Annotated in this window: 15 protein-coding genes; 3 read left to right on the top strand and 12 right to left on the bottom strand. The window is 71.7% G+C overall.

What is annotated here, in order from left to right; translation table 11 throughout:
- Window positions 1-58 precede the first annotated feature (58 nt).
- Both ABZX75_RS16290 and ABZX75_RS16285 read right to left on the bottom strand, forming a co-directional pair.
- Window positions 59-2,311, bottom strand: a complete 2,253-nt coding sequence (locus tag ABZX75_RS16290; protein ID WP_355410846.1) for an MMPL family transporter — start codon at window positions 2,309-2,311, stop codon at window positions 59-61.
- A 127-nt stretch (window positions 2,312-2,438) separates the two neighbouring features.
- The gene (locus ABZX75_RS16285; RefSeq protein WP_355410845.1) at window positions 2,439-3,038 is read right to left on the bottom strand and encodes a TetR/AcrR family transcriptional regulator; all 600 of its coding nucleotides are present in this window, start codon (window positions 3,036-3,038) and stop codon (window positions 2,439-2,441) included.
- A gap of 151 nt (window positions 3,039-3,189) precedes the next feature.
- Between ABZX75_RS16285 and ABZX75_RS16280 the strand changes: the two genes are divergently transcribed.
- Complete coding sequence (locus ABZX75_RS16280; protein WP_355410844.1) at window positions 3,190-6,522, top strand: S41 family peptidase; 3,333 nt, start codon at window positions 3,190-3,192, stop codon at window positions 6,520-6,522.
- A 341-nt stretch (window positions 6,523-6,863) separates the two neighbouring features.
- Here ABZX75_RS16280 and ABZX75_RS16275 read toward each other — a convergent pair whose 3' ends face one another.
- The 4 genes from ABZX75_RS16275 to ABZX75_RS16260 all read right to left on the bottom strand — a co-directional run bounded on the left by ABZX75_RS16275 (window position 6,864) and on the right by ABZX75_RS16260 (window position 10,592).
- On the bottom strand, window positions 6,864-7,031 hold the full coding sequence (locus ABZX75_RS16275) for a hypothetical protein (RefSeq protein WP_355410843.1): 168 nt from the start codon (window positions 7,029-7,031) through the stop codon (window positions 6,864-6,866).
- 74 nt (window positions 7,032-7,105) lie between these two features.
- Window positions 7,106-7,990, bottom strand: coding sequence for an SDR family oxidoreductase (locus tag ABZX75_RS16270; protein WP_355410842.1), 885 nt, complete (start codon window positions 7,988-7,990; stop codon window positions 7,106-7,108).
- On the bottom strand, window positions 7,987-8,931 hold the full coding sequence (locus ABZX75_RS16265; protein WP_355410841.1) for an alpha/beta hydrolase: 945 nt from the start codon (window positions 8,929-8,931) through the stop codon (window positions 7,987-7,989). Before ABZX75_RS16265 ends, ABZX75_RS16270 begins: the two co-directional genes overlap by 4 nt.
- Window positions 8,928-10,592 carry an NAD(P)/FAD-dependent oxidoreductase gene (locus ABZX75_RS16260; RefSeq protein ID WP_355411027.1) on the bottom strand — a complete coding sequence of 555 codons (1,665 nt, stop codon included), beginning with the start codon at window positions 10,590-10,592 and terminating at the stop codon, window positions 8,928-8,930. Before ABZX75_RS16260 ends, ABZX75_RS16265 begins: the two co-directional genes overlap by 4 nt.
- A gap of 152 nt (window positions 10,593-10,744) precedes the next feature.
- Between ABZX75_RS16260 and ABZX75_RS16255 the strand changes: the two genes are divergently transcribed.
- Window positions 10,745-11,428, top strand: coding sequence for a MerR family transcriptional regulator (locus tag ABZX75_RS16255; protein ID WP_355410840.1), 684 nt, complete (start codon window positions 10,745-10,747; stop codon window positions 11,426-11,428).
- On the opposite strand, the gene ABZX75_RS16250 is transcribed toward ABZX75_RS16255, so the two are convergent.
- Entirely contained in the window at window positions 11,410-12,213 is an 804-nt protein-coding gene (locus ABZX75_RS16250) for an exodeoxyribonuclease III (protein WP_355410839.1), read from the bottom strand. The two genes, ABZX75_RS16255 and ABZX75_RS16250, sit on opposite strands and share 19 nt — an antisense overlap.
- Before the next feature lie 38 nt (window positions 12,214-12,251).
- Here ABZX75_RS16250 and ABZX75_RS16245 point away from each other — a divergent pair, with 38 nt between their 5' ends.
- Window positions 12,252-12,746 carry a GNAT family N-acetyltransferase gene (locus ABZX75_RS16245; protein WP_355410838.1) on the top strand — a complete coding sequence of 165 codons (495 nt, stop codon included), beginning with the start codon at window positions 12,252-12,254 and terminating at the stop codon, window positions 12,744-12,746.
- Window positions 12,747-13,110: 364 nt separating this feature from the next.
- On the opposite strand, the gene ABZX75_RS16240 is transcribed toward ABZX75_RS16245, so the two are convergent.
- The 5 genes from ABZX75_RS16240 to ABZX75_RS16220 all read right to left on the bottom strand — a co-directional run bounded on the left by ABZX75_RS16240 (window position 13,111) and on the right by ABZX75_RS16220 (window position 17,621).
- Window positions 13,111-14,484 (bottom strand): CoA transferase, encoded by a 1,374-nt coding sequence (locus tag ABZX75_RS16240; protein ID WP_355410837.1) that lies wholly within the window; start codon window positions 14,482-14,484, stop codon window positions 13,111-13,113.
- A gap of 33 nt (window positions 14,485-14,517) precedes the next feature.
- Window positions 14,518-14,871, bottom strand: a complete 354-nt coding sequence (locus ABZX75_RS16235) for a hypothetical protein (RefSeq protein ID WP_355410836.1) — start codon at window positions 14,869-14,871, stop codon at window positions 14,518-14,520.
- A gap of 289 nt (window positions 14,872-15,160) precedes the next feature.
- Window positions 15,161-15,691, bottom strand: a complete 531-nt coding sequence (locus ABZX75_RS16230) for a hypothetical protein (RefSeq protein WP_355410835.1) — start codon at window positions 15,689-15,691, stop codon at window positions 15,161-15,163.
- Window positions 15,688-17,133: a hypothetical protein gene (locus ABZX75_RS16225; RefSeq protein WP_355410834.1), complete on the bottom strand. Its 1,446-nt coding sequence runs from the start codon at window positions 17,131-17,133 to the stop codon at window positions 15,688-15,690. The genes ABZX75_RS16230 and ABZX75_RS16225 overlap by 4 nt, the downstream gene beginning before the upstream one ends.
- Window positions 17,134-17,147: 14 nt before the next feature.
- Window positions 17,148-17,621 carry a hypothetical protein gene (locus ABZX75_RS16220; RefSeq protein WP_355410833.1) on the bottom strand — a complete coding sequence of 158 codons (474 nt, stop codon included), beginning with the start codon at window positions 17,619-17,621 and terminating at the stop codon, window positions 17,148-17,150.
- Window positions 17,622-18,043 lie beyond the last annotated feature (422 nt).

The raw sequence follows: 18,043 nt of genomic DNA, 5'->3' as shown, positions 1-18,043 counted from the left end.
GCGTACGGGGCGGGTCAGATCAGGCGTCGACCGGTCAGGCGACCGGTCAGGCGACCGGTCAGGCGCCGACCAGCTCGCGGTCCTTGTCCGGACCCTCCGGGGAGGCCGCCGCGTCCTTGAGGTGCCGGCGCAGGCTCTCGCCCTCCACGTCCACGTTCGGCAGCAGCCGGTCCAGCCAGCGCGGCAGCCACCAGGCCTTGTGTCCGAGCAGCGCGAGCACCGCCGGGACGATGGCCATCCGGACCACGAAGGCGTCGAAGAAGACGGCGACGGCCAGGCCGAAGCCGATCATCTTGACCATCTGCTCGCTGGCTCCGATGAAGCCGGCGAACACGGCGATCATGATGACGGCGGCGGCGACGACCACCCGCGCGCTGTACTGGAAGCCGGTCACGACGGCCTGGCCCGGACGCTCGCCGTGGACGTACGCCTCCCGCATGCGGGTGACGAGGAAGACCTCGTAGTCCATGGCCAGGCCGAAGACGACACCCACCATGAAGATCGGCATCATCGACATGATCGGGCCGGTCTGCTCCACTCCGAAGAGCGAGGCGAGCCAGCCCCACTGGAACACGGCGACGACCGCGCCGAGAGCGGCGACGACGGACAGCAGGAAGCCGAGCGCGGCCTTGAGCGGGACCAGGATCGAGCGGAACACCAGCATCAGCAGCAGGAAGGCGAGGCCGACCACGAGCGCCAGGTAGGGCAGCAGCGCGTCGTTCATCTTCTGCGAGAAGTCGATGTTCATCGCGGTGGCGCCGGTGACGAGGACGTCCTCCCCGCTGACCTCGCGGATCTTGTGGACCAGGTCCTCGGTCTGGGCGGAGGACGGGCGGTCCTTCGGGACGACCGTGATGATCCCGGCGTCGCCGGCCTCGTTGAGGTGCGGCGGCATGACCGCCGCCCAGCCCTCGAGTCCCTTGATCTGGTCGACCGTGCGGTCGGCGAGGGCCTTGTCGCCGTCGACGACCACCATCAGGGGGCCGTTGAAGCCCGGGCCGAAGCCCTCGGACAGCAGGTCGTACGCCTTGCGCTGGGTCGTGGAGACCGGCTGGGCCCCGTCGTCCGGCAGGCCCATCTCCAGCTTGCCCGCCGGGATCGCGATGGCGCCGAGTCCGATCACACCGACCAGCAGCACCATCACCGGGCGGCGCAGCACGAAGCGGGCCCAGCGGGTGCCGCCGTTGGGCTTGGCCGCCTCGTCCGCGCCGTCGGCGGACCCGGCGTCGGCGGACCCGGCGTCGGCGGCCGCGCCCTTGGCCTTCCCCTTGCCGAAGAGCTTGCTCTTCGCACCGGCCGGCAGGACCTTCTTGCCCGCGAAGCCGAGGATGGCCGGGACCAGCGTCAGGGCGACGAGCACCGCGATGACGACCGTTCCGGCGGCCGCGACACCCATCTTGGTCAGCATCGGGATGTTGACGACGGCCAGGCCCACCAGGGCGATGACCACGGTCAGACCGGCGAAGACGACGGCGGAGCCGGCGGTTCCGGCGGCCCGGCCCGCGGCCTCCTCCCGCTCGCGGCCCTCGGCGAGCTCCGCGCGGTAGCGGGAGACGATGAAGAGCGCGTAGTCGATGCCGACCGCGAGGCCGATCATCATCGCGAGGGTGGAGGTGGTGGAACCGAGGTCCAGCACGTTGGCGAGCGCGGTGATGGAGGAGACGCCGATGCCGACGCCGATCAGCGCGGTCAGCAGCGGCAGCCCGGCCGCGATCAGCGAGCCGAAGGTGATCACGAGGACGATCGCGGCGACCAGGATGCCGATGATCTCGCCGGAGCCGGTCTGGGGCGCCGTCATCAGGGCGTCGCCGCCGATCTCGACGGTGAGTCCCTGCTTCTGGGCCGCCGTGCCGGAGTCCTTGAGCGTCTCGCGGGTGGCGTCCTTCAGCTCCATGCCGCTGACGTCGTACTTGACGCTGATGTAGGCGGTGGAGCCGTCCTCGCTCACGGCCCGCATCTGGTACGGGTCGTCGACGGAGGCGATCTGGTCGGCGCCGGGGCCGTCCTTCAGACCGGAGATCATCTTCTCGACCTCGGTCTTGGTGCCGGGGTCGGTGACCTTGGCGCCCGCCGGGGCCTTGATGACGATACGGGCGGTGGCGCCGTCGGCGGCCATCCCCGGGAAGCGCTGGTCCAGCAGGTCGAAGGCCTTCTGGGCCTCCGTGCCGGGTATCGAGAAGGAGCCGGAGGTGGGCGCGGACGCCGAGGCCGCGCCGAAGCCGGCGAGGAACAGCAGCGCCACCCAGACGAGGGCGACGAGCCGGCGGCGGCGGAAGGCGCCCCTGCCGAGTCGGTAGAGGAAGGTGGCCACGTCGTGGTTCTCCCGTTCAGGTCGTGGGATGGATCCGGGATGGATCAGGGCATGGAGAGCCGGCCCGACGACGAGAGCGGCGTGTCAGGAGCAGCACAGCGGTGGATGGGGAAGGTGAGCCGGCGGATCAGACGCCGAGGGCGGGGAAGACCACGGCGTCGATGAAGTCACCGAGGAAGGCCCGGTCCACCGGGCGGTCCTCGATCAGCGGCAGCGCGATGAACGCTCCGATGAGCATGTGCGGTACGAAGGGCACGGCCGGGCAGCCGGGGGCGATCTCGCCCCGGTCCACCGCTCGCTGCAGCATCACCTGCAGTCCGGTGATCTCCGGGTCGACCAGCAGGTCCCGTAGCGCCTTGTGGAGCTCCGGACTCTCGTGGACCGCGTGGGCCAGGCCCCTGATCAGCGCGCTGTCCTTGGCCATCTGGGCGTCGTCGGAGTGCTCGACCATGCGCGCGAGGTCCCCGCGCAGGCTGCCCGTGTCGATCTCCCGCAGCGAGACGGGCTGCGTACATCGCAGGGCCTTGGCGACCAGCTCCGGCTTGCTCCCCCACTGGCGGTAGAGGGTGGCCTTGCTGGACTTCGTACGGGCGGCGACCGCGTCCATGGTCAGCGCCTCGTAGCCGACCTCGCGCAGGAGGTCGAGGACCGCCCCGTGCAGTTCGGCTTCGCGCTCGGGGGTGATCCGGCTGCGCCGAGCCGACATCGCCGACATCGCTTCGGGCATTTCCGCGTCTCCCATCCGAACGAAACGGTTGCGTACGTTCACGACGATACCCCCGCCCCAATCGAAACGAAACCGTTCCGTTTCGTTTAGGGAGTGGCATGGATCACCTGTACGAGTTGCCATGCCCCGTCTCCACGGAAAGCATTGGGGGGTGAGTCACGACGTCGCGTACCTCCGCTTCCCGCACCTCCACGACGACCTGCTGTGCTTCGCCACCGAGGACGACCTCTGGGTCGCCCCGCTGGTCCCCGACCGCCGAACACCCGGCCGCGCCTGGCGGATCACCGTCGACCGGACCCGCGTGGGGCACCCGCGCTTCTCCCCCGACGGCCGGCACATCGCCTTCACCACCTGGCGCAGCCTCGACCCCGAGATCCACCTCGCCCCCGTGGACGGCGGTCCGGCCCGCCGGCTCAGCCACTGGGGATCCACCGACACCCGGGTCTGCGGCTGGACCCCGCCCGACGAGCACGGCCACAGCGACATCCTGGCCGTCTCCTCCCACGGCCAGCCCTTCTCCCACTTCGCCTGGGCCTACAGCCTGCCCACCGACGGCAGCCCCGGCGGGCGCCTGCCGTGGGGACCGGTCTCCGACATCCAGGTCCAGGAGGTCGAAGGCGGCGAGCGGCGCACCCTGCTGCTCACCGGCAAGCCCCCGCACGAGCCCGCCGCCTGGAAGCGCTACCGCGGCGGCGCCACCGGCCGGCTGTGGCTGCACGGAAAGCGGCTGCTGGAGGACATCGAGGGCCACCTCGACGCCCCGATGTTCGTAAGCGGCAGGATCGCCTTCCTCTCGGACCACGAGGGCATCGGCAATCTGTACTCCTGCCTGCCGGACGGCACCGGTCTGCGCCGCCACACCGACCACGAGGAGTTCTACGCCCGGCACGCCTCCAGCGACGGCTCCCGGATCGTCTACCAGTGCGCCGGGGACCTCTGGCTCGTCGAGTCGCTCGATCCCGAGGCCGTCCCGCGCAAGCTCCAGGTCCGGCTGGGCGGACAGCGCGCGGGCCGCCGCGTCTACCAGGTGCCGGCCGCCAGCCACGTCGACTCCCTCTCCGTCGACACCACCGGGCGCGCCAGCGCGGTCGTGGTGCGCGGGAGCCTGTACTGGCTGACCCACCGCGACGGGCCCGCCCGGGCCATCGCCGACACTCCGGGCGTGCGCGTACGGCTGCCCGAGATGCTCGGCAGCGGCGGACAGGTCGCCTACGTCACCGACGCGGAGGGCGAGGACGCGATCGAGATCGCGTACCTGCCGCGCGCCTCCGGGGAACGGCAACCGCGCCGGCTGGCCTCGGGCCGGCTGGGGCGCGTACTGGAGCTGCTGTCCGACCCTGACGGGAACCGGCTGGCCGTCGCCTCCAACGACGGGCGGCTGCTGCTGATCACCGTGCCGGACGACGAGGCCGGGGCGGAGGGCCCGGAGGCCTCCGACGCACAGGCCTCGCAGCCCGGCGGGGGCGAGGTCACCGAGCTGGTCCGCTCCATCAACGGTCCCGTCACCGACCTCGCCTTCTCGCCCGACGGATGCTGGCTGACCTGGTCGCACCCGGGCATCGGACGCTCGCTGCGGCAGATCAGGATGGCCCGGATCTCCGGTCCGGGGGCGCCCCTCGTCGTGGACGTGACCAACGGCCGCTTCGAGGACGAGAATCCGGTCTTCACCCGGGACGGGCGCTACCTGGCCTTCCTGTCGTGGCGCGGTTTCGACCCGGTCTACGACGTGCACACCGGCGACCTGTCCTTCCCGCTGGGCTGTCGCCCGTACCTGGTCCCGCTCTCCTCCGCGACCCCCTCGCCGTTCGCGTTCTCGCCCGACGGGCGGCCCGCGGCGGGCGGGCTCGACCCGGTGGAGGGGGATTCGGATTCCGGCGACGGCGCGGTGACCGTGGAGGTCGAGGGGCTGGAGAGCCGCGTCACGCCGTTCCCCGTGGCGGCGTCGAAGTACTCGGCGCTGCACCCCGTGCACGGCGGCGGGCTGGTATGGCTGCGCTGGCCGATCTCCGGTGCGCTCGGCGAGACCTTCGCCAACCCGGCCGACACCAGCGGGAAGCCGACGCTGGAGCACTTCGACATGGCCAAGGCCCGCAAGACCGAACTGGCCTCGGGACTGGACTGGTTCGCGGTCAGCGGCGACGGCACCCGGCTCGTGGTCCACGACGACGGCGATCTGCGGGCGGTCCCGGCGACCGAGTCGGGCGACAGCGACTCGACCGTCTACCTGGACCTGCGGCGCATCCTGCACGAGGTGGACCCCGGGGCCGAGTGGCGCCAGGCCTTCGAGGAGGCCGGACGGCTCATCCGCGCCTACTTCTGGGACCCGAAGATGAGCGGGATCGACTGGGACGCGGTACTGCGCCAGTACCGTCCGCTCGTCGAACGGGTCGCCTCGCCCGACGAGTTCGCCGACCTGCTGCGCGAGGTCCTCGGCGAGCTCGGCACCTCCCACGCCTACGTCTCCCCCGCACGCCGCAATGAAGGCCCCCCGCACTACCAGCGGGCGATCGGACTGCTCGGCGCCAACCTCGTGGCCAGGGACGGAACATGGGTGGTCCGCCGGATCCTGCCCGGCGAGTCCTCCGACTCCAAGGCCCGCTCCCCGCTGGCGGGCACCGGCATCCGGGAGGGTGCGGTCCTCACCCATGTGGACGGGCGGCCGGTGGACCCGGTCGCCGGGCCCTACCCGCTGCTCGCGGCGGCGGGCGGCACGACGGTGGAGCTCACCTTCAAGCCCGCGGAAGGGCAGGGCCGTTCCCGCCGGGTCGCGATCATGCCGCTGATCGACGAGCGGCCGCTGCGCTACCAGGACTGGGTGTCCAAGCGGCGGGCGGTGGTCCGGGAGATCAGCGGCGGCCGGTGCGGCTACCTCCACATCCCCGACATGGGCGGCTCCGGCTGGGCGCAGTTCAACCGCGACCTGCGGATGGAGATGTCCCGGCCCGCGCTGATCGTGGACGTACGCGGCAACGCGGGCGGGCACATCAGCGAGCTGGTGGTGGAGAAGCTGACCCGGTCGATCCTCGGCTGGGACCTGACGCGGGGCGCCGAGCCCGTCTCGTACGCGTCCAACGCGCCCCGCGGTCCGATCGTGGCGCTGGCCGACGAGGCGACGTCCTCGGACGGCGACATGATCACGGCGGCGTTCAAGCTGCTGGGGCTGGGGCCGGTGGTCGGCCAGCGCACCTGGGGCGGCGTGGTCGGCATGACCGGCCGGCACACCCTCGGCGACGGCACGGTGATCACCGTGCCGATGAACGCCGCGTGGTTCCCGGAGTACGGCTGGTCGGTGGAGAACCACGGCGTGGAGCCGGACCTCGCGATGCTGCGCACTCCGCTCGACTGGGCGGAGGGCCGCCACGTCCAGCTGGCCGACGCCGTGCACCTGGCGCTGGAGCTGCTGGAACAGGACCCGGCGCTACAGCCTCCCGGATACACCGACGTGCCGGACCGCAGCCGTCCGAAGCTGCCGCCGAGGGCGTAGCGCTGTGACCGGAAAGGTGCACCGGCCCGCGACGCCCGGCACGGCACCTCGCTGCACTGCGTTCGCTGCGCTCACTGCGTCTCGGCTCCTCTTCGAGGACCTTGGAGGCCGAGCTGTCGGACCGCGCGAGTACGGCCGAGTACGAGCTGCGGCCCTCCGCCTTGCGATGCAGCTCGGCATCCGAAGGATCAGTCAAAGAGCCGAGGCGGAGCGAGCGAAGCGAGTGCAGTGCACCGGACGCCGCGGGCCTACCGGCAAACCTTTCCGGTCACAGCACTAGCCACGCGGGAAGGGGCGCGACCCGTACGGTTCCACGGGTCGCGCCCCTCGGCTGCCGCGCGCTACTTGTCGAGCTGGTCGTCGAAGGTCTCGCGGGCCTTCTCGGCATGAGGCTGCGCCTGCGCGTCCCGCGAGCGTTCCGCGGCCTCGTCCTGGGCGCCCTGCGCCCCTGCCATGGCCTGCTCTGCGAGCCGCTTCGCCTTGTCGTGGAACTGGTCCTTGAGACCCATGCTGTTCCCTCCTGAAGGGTGTGGGGGATTGGCCTGGACCAGCCTGACACGGTCGGACATTCCTCGCATTCCGACTAGGCTCCTCGGACCCGCTCTTGCTCGTCGGCGGCCCCGCCGGCCCCCACAAGTCCCTTGGAGACACCGCCCAGTCGCGGCTCGAAGCGCTTCATCTCCCGCTGCCCGACCACCCCGATGACCCCCGGCAGGTAGCCGCGGACGCCCTGCATGCCGCGCAGCCACCACTGCGCGTACACGTGCGGCGAGCGCCGCTCGATGCCCGCGACGATCCGGTCGACGGCGGGCCCCAGCGGATAGGTGCGGTTCGACGGCCACGGCAGCCGCTGCCGCAGCTCCCGCATGACGTCGTCCCGGTCGGCGCCGCGCACCATGTCGGTGTCGGTCCAGGAGAGGTAGCCGACGCCGACCTTGACGCCCTTGTAGCCGACTTCGGCGTGCAGGCAGTGGGCGAAGGCTTCGACGCCGGACTTGGAGGCGCAGTACGCCGTCATCATCGGCGCGGGGGTGATCGCGGCCAGCGAGGCGATCTGGAGGAAGTAGCCGCGGCTCTCCATCAGGACGGGCAGGAAGGCCCGGGCGGTCACGGCGCCGCCGATGAGGTTGACCTCGATCACCCGGCGCCAGGCCTCGGGGTCGGAGTCGACGAACGGCCCGCCCGCGGCCACGCCCGCGTTGGCGACGACGATGTCCACCTTGCCGAAACGCTGCTTGACCTCCTGCGCGACCCGGGCCATCGCCGCGTGGTCGGTGACGTCGGCGTGCCAGTGGCCGCTGTCGGTGTGCAGCCGCTCGGAGACCTCCTTGAGGGCCTCCGGCTCCAGGCCCACGAGCGCGATCTTCGCGCCCCGGGCGGAGAGCTTGCGGGCGAGCAGCTCGCCGACCCCGCGGGCGGCGCCGGTGACGACGGCGACCTGTCCTTCCAGACTCCTGCGAGCGCTCACGGCGTCTTCTCCTTCTGGTCCTTCTCGGTGGGGACTGCGGGCACGAGATACAGGGCGGCCAGCTCGGCGACGGCGTTGGTGACGGCCTCCGGCGCCTCTATCGGCGTCATGTGGCCCATGCCGGTCAGCTCGGTCAGCCCGACGCAGTTCGGCAGCGCGGCGGCGAGCCGGCGGGCGTGCACGACCGGGGTGAGCCGGTCGTCCTTGCCGCCGATGACGGCGGTGGGCACGGTCAGCCGGGCCACTTCGGCTTCGAGGTCCAGCCCGGCCAGCACCTGGGACCACGCGTGCCGGACCCCGGTGGGACAGGCGTGCACGATACGGGCGCACGCCTCGACCTTGTCGGGCGCCGCTCCGGGGCCCATGGTGGCGTACCGCAGGACCTTCTTGCCGACGGGCGTGACCGGCCCGAGCGGGGCGCGGGAAGCGAGGACCGCGCCGGTGATACGGGTCCGCGCGCGCCCGGCGCGCAGGGGCAGCACCAGCGCCTCCGCGACCAGCCGGGCGCTGCCGGTGCTGCACAGCAGCGCGGCCGCGACGTGTTCGGCGAACTCCTCCCGGCCCGCGGCCGCCATGACGGTCATCCCGCCCATGGAGTGCCCGGCGACGACCGCCCGCTCGCCGGGGGTGAGGGCGGCGCCCAGTACCGCCACCAGGTCGTCCGCGAGGGCGTTGGCGCTGCACGCGCGGGAGGCGGGGCTGCGCCCGTGCCCGCGCTGGTCGTAGGCGATGACCCGGTAGGCGGCCGACAGGGCCCGTATCTGCGCGGCCCAGAACGCGGTGGAACAGGTCCAGCCGTGCGCCAGCACCACGGCCGGCGCCTCCTCGTCCCCGTGCACCTCGACGTGCAGCCGGGCCCCGTCGGCGGAGACCGCCACCAGCTCCCGCCGCGCGACCGGGGGCGCGTACGGCCCGGCGGTGACGTGCATCAGCCGGCTCACGCGGCGTCACCGGCAGGGGCGCGGGTGACGGCGGGGGCCTCGGCCTGGCCGGACTCGGCCGCCGCGCCGGCCTGGCGGCGGCCCGGCGTGGCCGCCGCGCCGCTGTCGCCCGCGGCCGGAGCCGCCGCTCGGACCGCCACCGGCTCGTCGGCGGCCGGGACCGGCTCGCGCTCCCGTCTCCGTACGACCTCGTACTCGGCGAGGTCCACGGTCCGGGTCTCCTTGCGGAACTCGCCGGTCGTGCCGGGCCACACCGTCGTATTGCGGCCCTGCGCGTCCAGGTACCAGCTGGTGCATCCGCCCGTGCTCCACACGGTGCGCTCCATCCGCGCCTGGACCTGCCGGTTCCACTCGTTCACGGCCGAAGGCCTGGCCGCGAGGGCGACCCGCCCACCCGGGCCGCTTCCATCGAGGAGGGCGAGCTGCCGCAGGTAATCGGCCATGTAGTTGAGCTGTGACTCGATCATCAGGATCATCGAGCTGTTCCCGAGCCCGGTGTTCGGCCCGATGATCGTCATCCAGTTGGGGAAGCCCGCCGCGGTCGCCCCGCGCAGCGCCTGCATCCCGTCCTTCCACTCGTCCGCGAGGGTCTGGCCCTCGGCGCCCACCACCCGGTCCGCGATCGGCATATCCGTGACGTGGAAGCCGGTGCCGAAGACGATCGCGTCGACCTCCGCCTCCGTGCCGTCGGCGGCGACCAGGACAGAGCCGCGGATCTCCTTCAGCCCTGAGGCCACCAGGTCCACATCGGGCCGGGCGAGCGCCGGGTAGTACTCGCTGGACAGCAGGATCCGCTTGCAGCCGATGCGGTAGGAGGGCGTCAGGCTGGCCCGCATCGCGGGGTCCTTGATCGACCGCGCCATGTTGGCCTTGGCGAGTGACTCGATCAGGCCCAGCCGGCTCGGGTGCTTGGTGAAGGCGCTGACCTGGAGCTCGCGGATCCCCCACAGCAGCCCGCGCCGGGCGGCCCGGGTGAAGGGCAGCTGGCGGTGCAGCCAGCGCTCCACCGCGCTGATGGCCCGGTCGGTGCGCGGCAGGACCCACGGGGCGGTTCGCTGGAAGAGCGTGAGCCGCTCCACGTCGGGTGCGATGGCGGGCACGATCTGGATGGCGGAGGCGCCCGTACCGATCATGGCGACGCGCTTGCCGCGCAGGTCGTAGTCGTGGTTCCAGCGGGCGGAATGGAAGACCTTGCCGGGGAATCCGGCCAGGCCCGGAACCTCCGGCATCTTGGGGTCGGACAGCGGCCCGGTCGCCGACACCACCACATCGGCGCTCAGCTCGCCCGCGGAGGTCTCGATCCGCCAGAGCAGTTCGTCCGCGTCCCAGCGCATCATGCGGACCTCGTGGCCGAGCCGGATGTGGGGGCGCAGGCCGAAGGTGTCGGCGACGTGCTCCAGGTAGGCCCGGATGTGCGGCTGCCCGGAGAAGGTCCGCGGCCAGTCCGGATTGGGCGCGAAGGAGAACGAATAGAGGTGCGACGGGACGTCGCACGTGCACCCGGGATAGTCGTTGTCGCGCCAGGTCCCGCCGACCGAGCCCGCCCGTTCCAGTACGACGAAGTCCGTGATCCCCTCGCGCCGCAGCCGCACGGCCGCCCCGAGTCCGCCGAATCCGGACCCGATCACTGCCACTCGTACGTGCTCGCCCCTGCCCGCCATGCCCGCCGCCTTCCGCATCATCCGCATCATCCGCAGTCCCAGACAAACACTGCCAGCAATCACTGGCACAATCGGGAGAGTAGAGCAGCTCCGTACTCATGGGTAGGGGTCACGCCGCGAAAGTTACCGCCGGTACGCCATAGGCTGCGTCTGTGGCGAAGGAAGAGACGGAAGCGAAGACCGTGCGTGAGTACCGTACGGAGGAACTGGCCGAGGCCGCCGGTATCCCCGTCCGCACCCTGCGCTTCTACCGCGAGCGCAAACTCCTCCCGCCACCGCGCCGCGAGGGCCGGATCGCCTGGTACGACGACCACCACCTGGCCCGGCTGCGCACCATCGCCGCCCTGCTGGAGCGCGGCCACACCCTCGGCGGCATAGCCGAGCTGACCGCGGCGTTCGAGAACGGCCGCGATGTCGGCCAGCTCGGCGAGCTCCTCGGCATCGGCTGGTCCGAGGAGACGCCCGTACGCCTGTCACCCGAGGCACTGGCCGACTACTTCGAGGGCGAGGTCACCCCGGAGAACCTGGCGGCCTCGCTCGACCTCGGTTACCTCGCCGCCGACGGCGAGGAGATCGTGCACGTCAGCCGCCGCCTGCTGGACGTCTCCTCGGCCCTGGTCCGCGAGGGCGTGCCGCTGGCGGCCGTCCTGGAGACGGGCCGCCGCGTCCGGGAGCACGCGGACGCGATGGCGGCCCTCTTCACCGAGCTCATATCCACCCACATCTCGCCGGACGCGCTCCCGCGGCTGCGCCCGCTGGCGAAGAGCGTGGTCGAGGCCGAACTCACGATGGCGATGGACCGCCTGCTGGCCTCCGGTCAGGAACGGAGCTCGTAGACGACGGTCACGGGCGCGTGGTCGGACCACCGCTCGGGATGCGTCTCGGCCCGCTCCACGAACGCCTTCACCGCCTTCGCCGCCAGCCCGGGAGTCGCCACCTGGAGGTCGATCCGCCAGCCGGCGTCGTTGTCGAAGGCCCGCCCGCGGTAGGACCACCAGGAGTACGGCCCCTCGGTGTCGGGGTGCAGCGCCCGCACCACGTCGACATAACCGGCGTCCGTGTACACCTTCCCCAGCCACTCCCGCTCCTCGGGGAGGAAGCCGGCGTTCTTGCGGTTGGTCTTCCAGTTCTTGAGGTCGGCCTCCTGGTGACAGATGTTCCAGTCACCGCAGACCACGACCTCCCGCCCGTCCGCGGCGGCGCGCACCTTCAGCGCCGCCAGGTACGTCAGGAACTCCTCCATGAACCGGTACTTCTCGTCTTGCTTCACGGTCCCGGCCTCACCCGACGGCAGGTAGAGGCTGGCGACGGTCACCCCGGGCAGATCCACTTCGAGGTACCGGCCGCTGGCGTCGAACTCGTCACTGCCGAAGCCCACCCGCACCTGCTCGGGCGCCCGGCGCGTGTAGAGCGCGACGCCGGCCCGCCCCTTGACGGCGGCCGGCGCGAAGACGGTGTGCCAGCCCTCGGGGCTGCGGACCTCGTCCGGAATCTGCCCCTCCTCGGCCCGTACCTCCTGAAGGCAGACCACATCGGCGTCAGATCCGTCGAGCCACGCCCCGAACCCCTTCTTGGCGGCAGCGCGGATCCCATTCACATTCACGGAGGTCACAGTGAGCATCCCCGCACCCTAGCGGGAGCGTTCCGTACGATGTTCGGATGTCTCACGGGATCCAGCTCCGCGCCCTGCCGTACGACCACCCGGACGCGGTGAAACTCAACGACCAGGTCCAGCTCGAGTACCAGCAGCGCTACGACGGCGAGGGCGATGTCACACCCCTCGACCCGGCGATGTTCACCCCGCCGAACGGCCTCTACCTCCTGGCGTACGACGCCGCGGGCTCCCCGGTCGCCAGCGGCGGCTGGCGCAGCCAGGACGAGAACGAGGAGGGCTACTCGGACGGCGACGCCGAACTGAAGCGCATGTACGTGATACCGGAGGCCCGCGGCCTGGGCCTGGCCCGCCGGATCCTGGCGGACCTCGAAACGAGCGCCCGCGCGGCGGGCCGCGTCCGCATGGTCCTCGAAACGGGCGACCAGCAGCCGGAGGCGATAGCCCTGTACCTCTCCGCGGGCTACACCCCGGCACCCAAATTCGGCCACTACCGCCTCTACGACTCCAGCCGCTGCATGGCCAAGCCGCTCCCTTCCTGACGCACCGCTCCGACGGCTCGGCCCTGGCACGCTCACCGGCTTCCCGCCGCTGCGCCGGACTCCGTCCGTCGACTTGCCGGCCGGGACCCCCCGGGGTCCTGCCTCACCCTCCGGCCCACAGCCGATCCCACCCCGCCCGGAGTCTGAGGCGCGGCCTTGAGGCGCGGCCTTCCAGCCCCGCCGGCGATCGAGGCGCGGGGTCCAGGGGCGGAGCCCCAGGCATGTCCAGCCCCGTCAGGGGGCACCTCCGAGGGGGTCCCCCCGGACGGAGTCTGGGGGAGGTAGCTGGGGGGAGCCCCAGGTGCTCCTCCGCCGCGGGCGGCGCTGGCCGTGGGGCGGAGGCAAAGCCATGGCAGGCGGGGCGCTACCGCGCAAGCCAGACCGCCCGGTCCGTGCCCCAGCGGGACGGCCCCCGCCCCCACTCCCCGAAGGGAACGGGAGGCGCGGCGTGCCGCAGCACCCCGTACGCCGACTCCGTCTCCCGCAGCCACGGCTCGGCCGCGTACGCGCCCTCAGCCGCCCCCGCCTCCGCGCCCGAATCCGCCCCCGCCGCCGGAACCCCCCGCACCAGCCACGACGCCGTCCCCGCCAGCGAGAACCGCAGCCCGCACCCGCCCCCACCCGCCAGCGCCCTCAGCACCCCCGCCGCCACGAGGTAACCCGTCCCGTGGTCCAGCGCCTGCGCCGACAGCACCCCCGGCACACCATCCGCGCCGGCATACCGCGCGGCCACCCCGTACCCCGCCTGCACCAGCGAGTCGAACCCCCGCCGCCCGGCCCACGGCCCGTCCCAGCCCCACGCGCACAGCTGCGCCACCACCAGTCCCGGCCGCCTCTCCCACAACTCCGGGACGCTGAGCCCGTACCGTTCCAGCGCCCCCGGCCGGTATCCCGTCACCACCACGTCCGCCTCGGCCAGCAGCCCTTCGAACACCGCCCGGTCCTCCGCGGCCCCCAGGTCCAGCAGCGTCGACCGCTTCCCGAAGCCGGTGTCGGCGTACGCGTCGTCCGACTCCGGCAGCCCCGGTGGGTCGATCCGCAGCACGTCCGCTCCCAGGAGCCCGAGCGTCCGCGTCGCGACGGGCCCGGCGATGACCCGGGTCAGGTCCAACACCCGTACCCCCGCGGCGGGCAGCCCCTCCGGAGCCGGTCCGAGCACCCGCCGCGCCCGCCCGCGCTCCCCCCGCACGATGTCCACCAGCGGCTGCGGCTGCCCGTACCCCTCCGCCACTGCGACGGCCAGTCCGCCCTCCCCGTACACCCGCTCCTGCACCTCGACGGCCCTGCGGCCCGCCACCACCTCCCGCAGCGCCTCCGGCGTCGCCGCTCTGAGCCCCAGCGCCCGCACCAGGGCGGCCTCGTGGTGCGGATAGTTGGCGTGCGTGCGCACCCACCCGTCCGCCGCCCGCCAGAACCCGGACAGCGGGGCGAAGTTCACGGGGGCGCGCCCCTCCACCCGCAGGTGCCGCTCGCTGACGAAGGCGGTCGCCACCGCCCCTTCGTCCACCACCAGCGGAGCCACGTCGTCCACCCCACCGCCGGCCCTCACCGCGCCCAGCTCCGCCGCGGCGAGGGCGCACACCCCCACGGTCGCCCGCGCCAACTCCCGTACGGGCAAAGGCCCTCCACCAAGCCCACCGGCCCCGCGATAGCCGACCCGTCCGGCCGTCTCCACCGCCCCGCCCAGTGCCGCCCACGCCTGCGCCGTCGCCCGGTCGCCCTGCCCCTTGCTCGCCATGGGCCCATTCTCGATGTGCCGCGGCTCCCTCGGTCAGCCGAGGTAGCCGAACAGGTCGACGATCACATGGGCGGAGCCCCAACCGAGGTCGGCGATCTCCACCTTGCCGTCGGCGCCCACCGGCACCGTCACCAGGTTGGCCACCGTGGCCGTCCAGTTGAGTTTGGACGAGTTCGGCCTCTCGCTGCCCGACGGCCACACCGTCAGGTGCCCGCCGTCCTTCGCGTCCGTCACCGTCACCTTCAGCACTACGGCTCTGACGCCGCTCTGCGGGACACGGGCGGGCAGGCGCAGCCCGGTGTCAGTGGTGGCGCCGGTGTCGTACCGGGTCCACAGCAACTGGTCGCTGCCCTCGCGGGCATGCAGCAGACCGGTGTCGCCAGCCACGAAGAGCTGGTCCCTGGCCGGGAGGCCGCGCGGGGCCGCGGGCAGCACAGCTCGGCGGGAGCGCCGGCGGCCGGCGCGGCGACCGCCTCGGGCAGGGCCACGGTCAGTGACGCGGCGGCGGCGACCAGGCCAGCGTGGCGGCTCCCAGCCCTCGGCGCAGTCGCGACGATCGTCGTACGGCCGGATCCACAACCACCCTCTCGCGGGCGAGCACAGGTCAGGGCTGCGACGCACGGCAGCGCGTTCGTTAGTTCAGGGCCTGGCGTGACGGGCGTTCACCGGTCGGTGCTCAGTCGACGCCGCTGAGATAGACCCGGCTGGTGCGGTCGTCGACCTGCGCCACCGCGACCTTCAGCCAGTTGAGGTTGTCCTCGCACGGCGCGCACACCTGACCTTCGCGGACCCTCGCCAGCAGATCGGGCTCCGGCAACCCGAGGTGCGAGAACGGCGTCGATGGGTTCGTGTTGCGGGCGAGTGGCTGTTCCCGCAGGCTGAGCGGTTGCTCCGGCTTCAGCTGTGCGACGAACTTGTCCACCTCGTCCGTGGGGAGGACGAACGCCATGATCAGGCCGTCGTCCTGCAGCCCCTCCAAGTGCGCCGCCTTCGCCTCCGTTGCCGCGGCGGGCAACTGCACATGCAGCGTCTTGGCGACCGACTCCACGGTGGCCCCGTCCACCCAGTGCGAGACTCGCCCCGATGAGCGGTCCGCCGCCGGGGTGCCGTTCCCCGTTGTCCCCGAGCACCCGGCCACCAGCCCGGCGAGCATGGCCATCCCGCCGACCAGCGCCGGACGCCACCTGCTTCGGGGCTCGAAGCTCATCGGGCGTCCCCGTTCCGGCCAATGTCGGTACGTGTGCCATCCCGTCCCGGTTCCTTCGGATCGGGCCAGGCGCCGCCCGAACTCATGTCGTGCTGCTGCACCGAACTGCTCCCCCTCATGTCGAATTCCCTGGCCTGTCCCGTCGTGTGCATTCGGGCCATATCGGCGTCGGTCACCGTGGTCGGACCGATGGGCGTGGCCTTCCCGGGGTCCCAGTTGTACCGGTCCCACACGTTGACCTGATAGTCGATGGTGACCTGCGGTTTGCCGTCCGGGCCCGGCACCGCCGTCACGACACCCGTGGTATTCGTCATGGCGCTGCCCACGGCCAGGTACCAGTTTGCTGTGCCGTCCGGGCCCTTGTCGTGGGTGTACCCCTCCCCCGTGGTCTCCACGGGGATCGCGACGGGCTTGCCGCCCGACTGCGCGAAAGCGTCCAGCGCCTGGCGGCGCCACTCGTCCTCCTGCTTGGCGCGCGTCGCCGCCGACACGTCACGCAGGACCGTGTCGTCCTCGTCGCTCAGCATCCTGTCGACATCGAGGTCGAGGGTCTTGCCGGTCCCGTTCAGATAGCGGTCCATGTGCCAGGCCGCATCCGTCTTGCCAATGAAGTCACCGCTGTTCGAGATCCCGTTGGCCTGGACCTCATTCCAGTAGTCCCCGAAGCCGGGTGAATCGACGTCGTACGGTCCCGCCCCGTCGTCAGCGGCCACACGCTTGACCGAAGGGGTCAACAGGCCGGCCGCCAACAGCTCGTCCTTGTGCTGCGTCCACAGCTGCGCCCGGGCGTCGGGACTCAGGGACTGCCACAGCCGCCGCAGCTCCGCGCGCTGCTTGTCATTGGCGTCTTCTCCCAGACCGGCGAGTTTCAGGGCGCGGGGCAGCATGTCCTGGTCGAGCGACGTGTACGACGCGTGGCCGGCGTTGGTCGGATCACCGCCGTGGCTCGCGCGCAGCGCCCGTACCGCAGCTGCGTCCACCTCGGTGGCGTGGCTCACGATCCCGGTCAGTGTGTCGGCGTACCACTGCATCATGTCGCGTTTTCTCTGCCCGGGCCCATCCACCTCGCAGATGAGGGCATCCGCGATCACTACGGTTCCGTCCTTGCGTCCGGCGACGCTGAAGCCCTTCTCCTTAGCCTCGGCGGTCACGCTCCTGGCCTGCTGTTGGATGCTCTTCAGCTCGGTGTGCGCGTCATCGAGGACACTGAAGATGCTCTGCGCCTCCGCGTGGAGGTCCGCGAACTCCTTCACCGTCTTGCCGACGAAGTCCCGGGTCACGCCCGCGTTGACGCCCTCCCAACGGGCCTTGTCAGACTTCGCCTTCATACCGTCGCGGGCCTCGCCGCCGAGCCGCCGCATCTCCCCGGCCACGCGCTTCCAGTCGGCAACCGCCGTCCCCAGTTTGCCGAGGTCGACTTCCATGAGCTCGGTGTAGTCCATGATGCGCTCCTCCCCTACTTGAAGTACTCGGTGAGGCGGGAAACGGGCACGGACGAGCCGTCCCGGTTCCGGAGAGACGCGGCGATCGCGGCGTCGTCCTCGGCGTGTGCCTTCTTCGAGTAGTCCAGGTGGTTCGATATGTGCGCACAGCCCTGAAGGACGTTCTTGACCTGCGAGGTCCATACGGACACCGTCGTCTGCAGCTCATCCCCGAGGGCGAAGTTGCTGCCCTTCAAGGCTGCTGCTGCCTGCATCGTGGAGCCGGCCCCCTCCTTGTTGGCGCCGGCGCCGGCGATGTCAGCCTCCTTATGCAACTGGCTGTGCAGCATGAAGGCCTCATGGCCGACACCGCCGAGGTCGTCCTGGTTCACGACGAGGTCGGCCTGTCCGCCGCCCCCTGGGCCGCCCGGCAGTTGGTTGAGTCGCATCGAGGCTTGCCGTTGGGCGGTCACGTCCGCTTTCGCGCTGTCCCATTCATCCCATGCCATCACGCCATTGGATCACGACCCTATGGCAGGCCGATCGACGGTCAGGGGACGAGGGTTGGGACAAGTCCCAGGTCGCCGTGCGGACGTGCCCCGCCACCACCACCTCGCGAAGACCAGCCCCCAGTACCAGCTCATCGCAGGCACTTCGCAGCACTCCGCCCCGCCGAGCAGAGGCTCGACGGCGCGGAGTAGACCCCTGAATTGACCAACAATGTCCGCTCTCGCGCCGCCGCCTATGGGCGTGTTGTCATCCGCCGACGAATCGAGAAACCGATCACCACACCTGCAGTCACTGTGACCTTGCCGGGAGCGAGGTCACCGTCACACCGACATCAAGGACGTGGACTCCGATCAGCTGCAGAACTCCTACCGTGGGCACGGCCAAGCGGTTGGGGGCGAGCTGGCCGACCTGGCTGGTGGCG

Origin of the sequence: Streptomyces sp. NPDC003038 (assembly GCF_040611115.1) — a bacterium.
Taxonomy (GTDB): Bacteria; Actinomycetota; Actinomycetes; order Streptomycetales; family Streptomycetaceae; genus Streptomyces.
The sequence above is the reverse complement of the archived record's forward strand: the minus strand, read 5'-3'. Positions and strand labels throughout refer to the sequence as shown.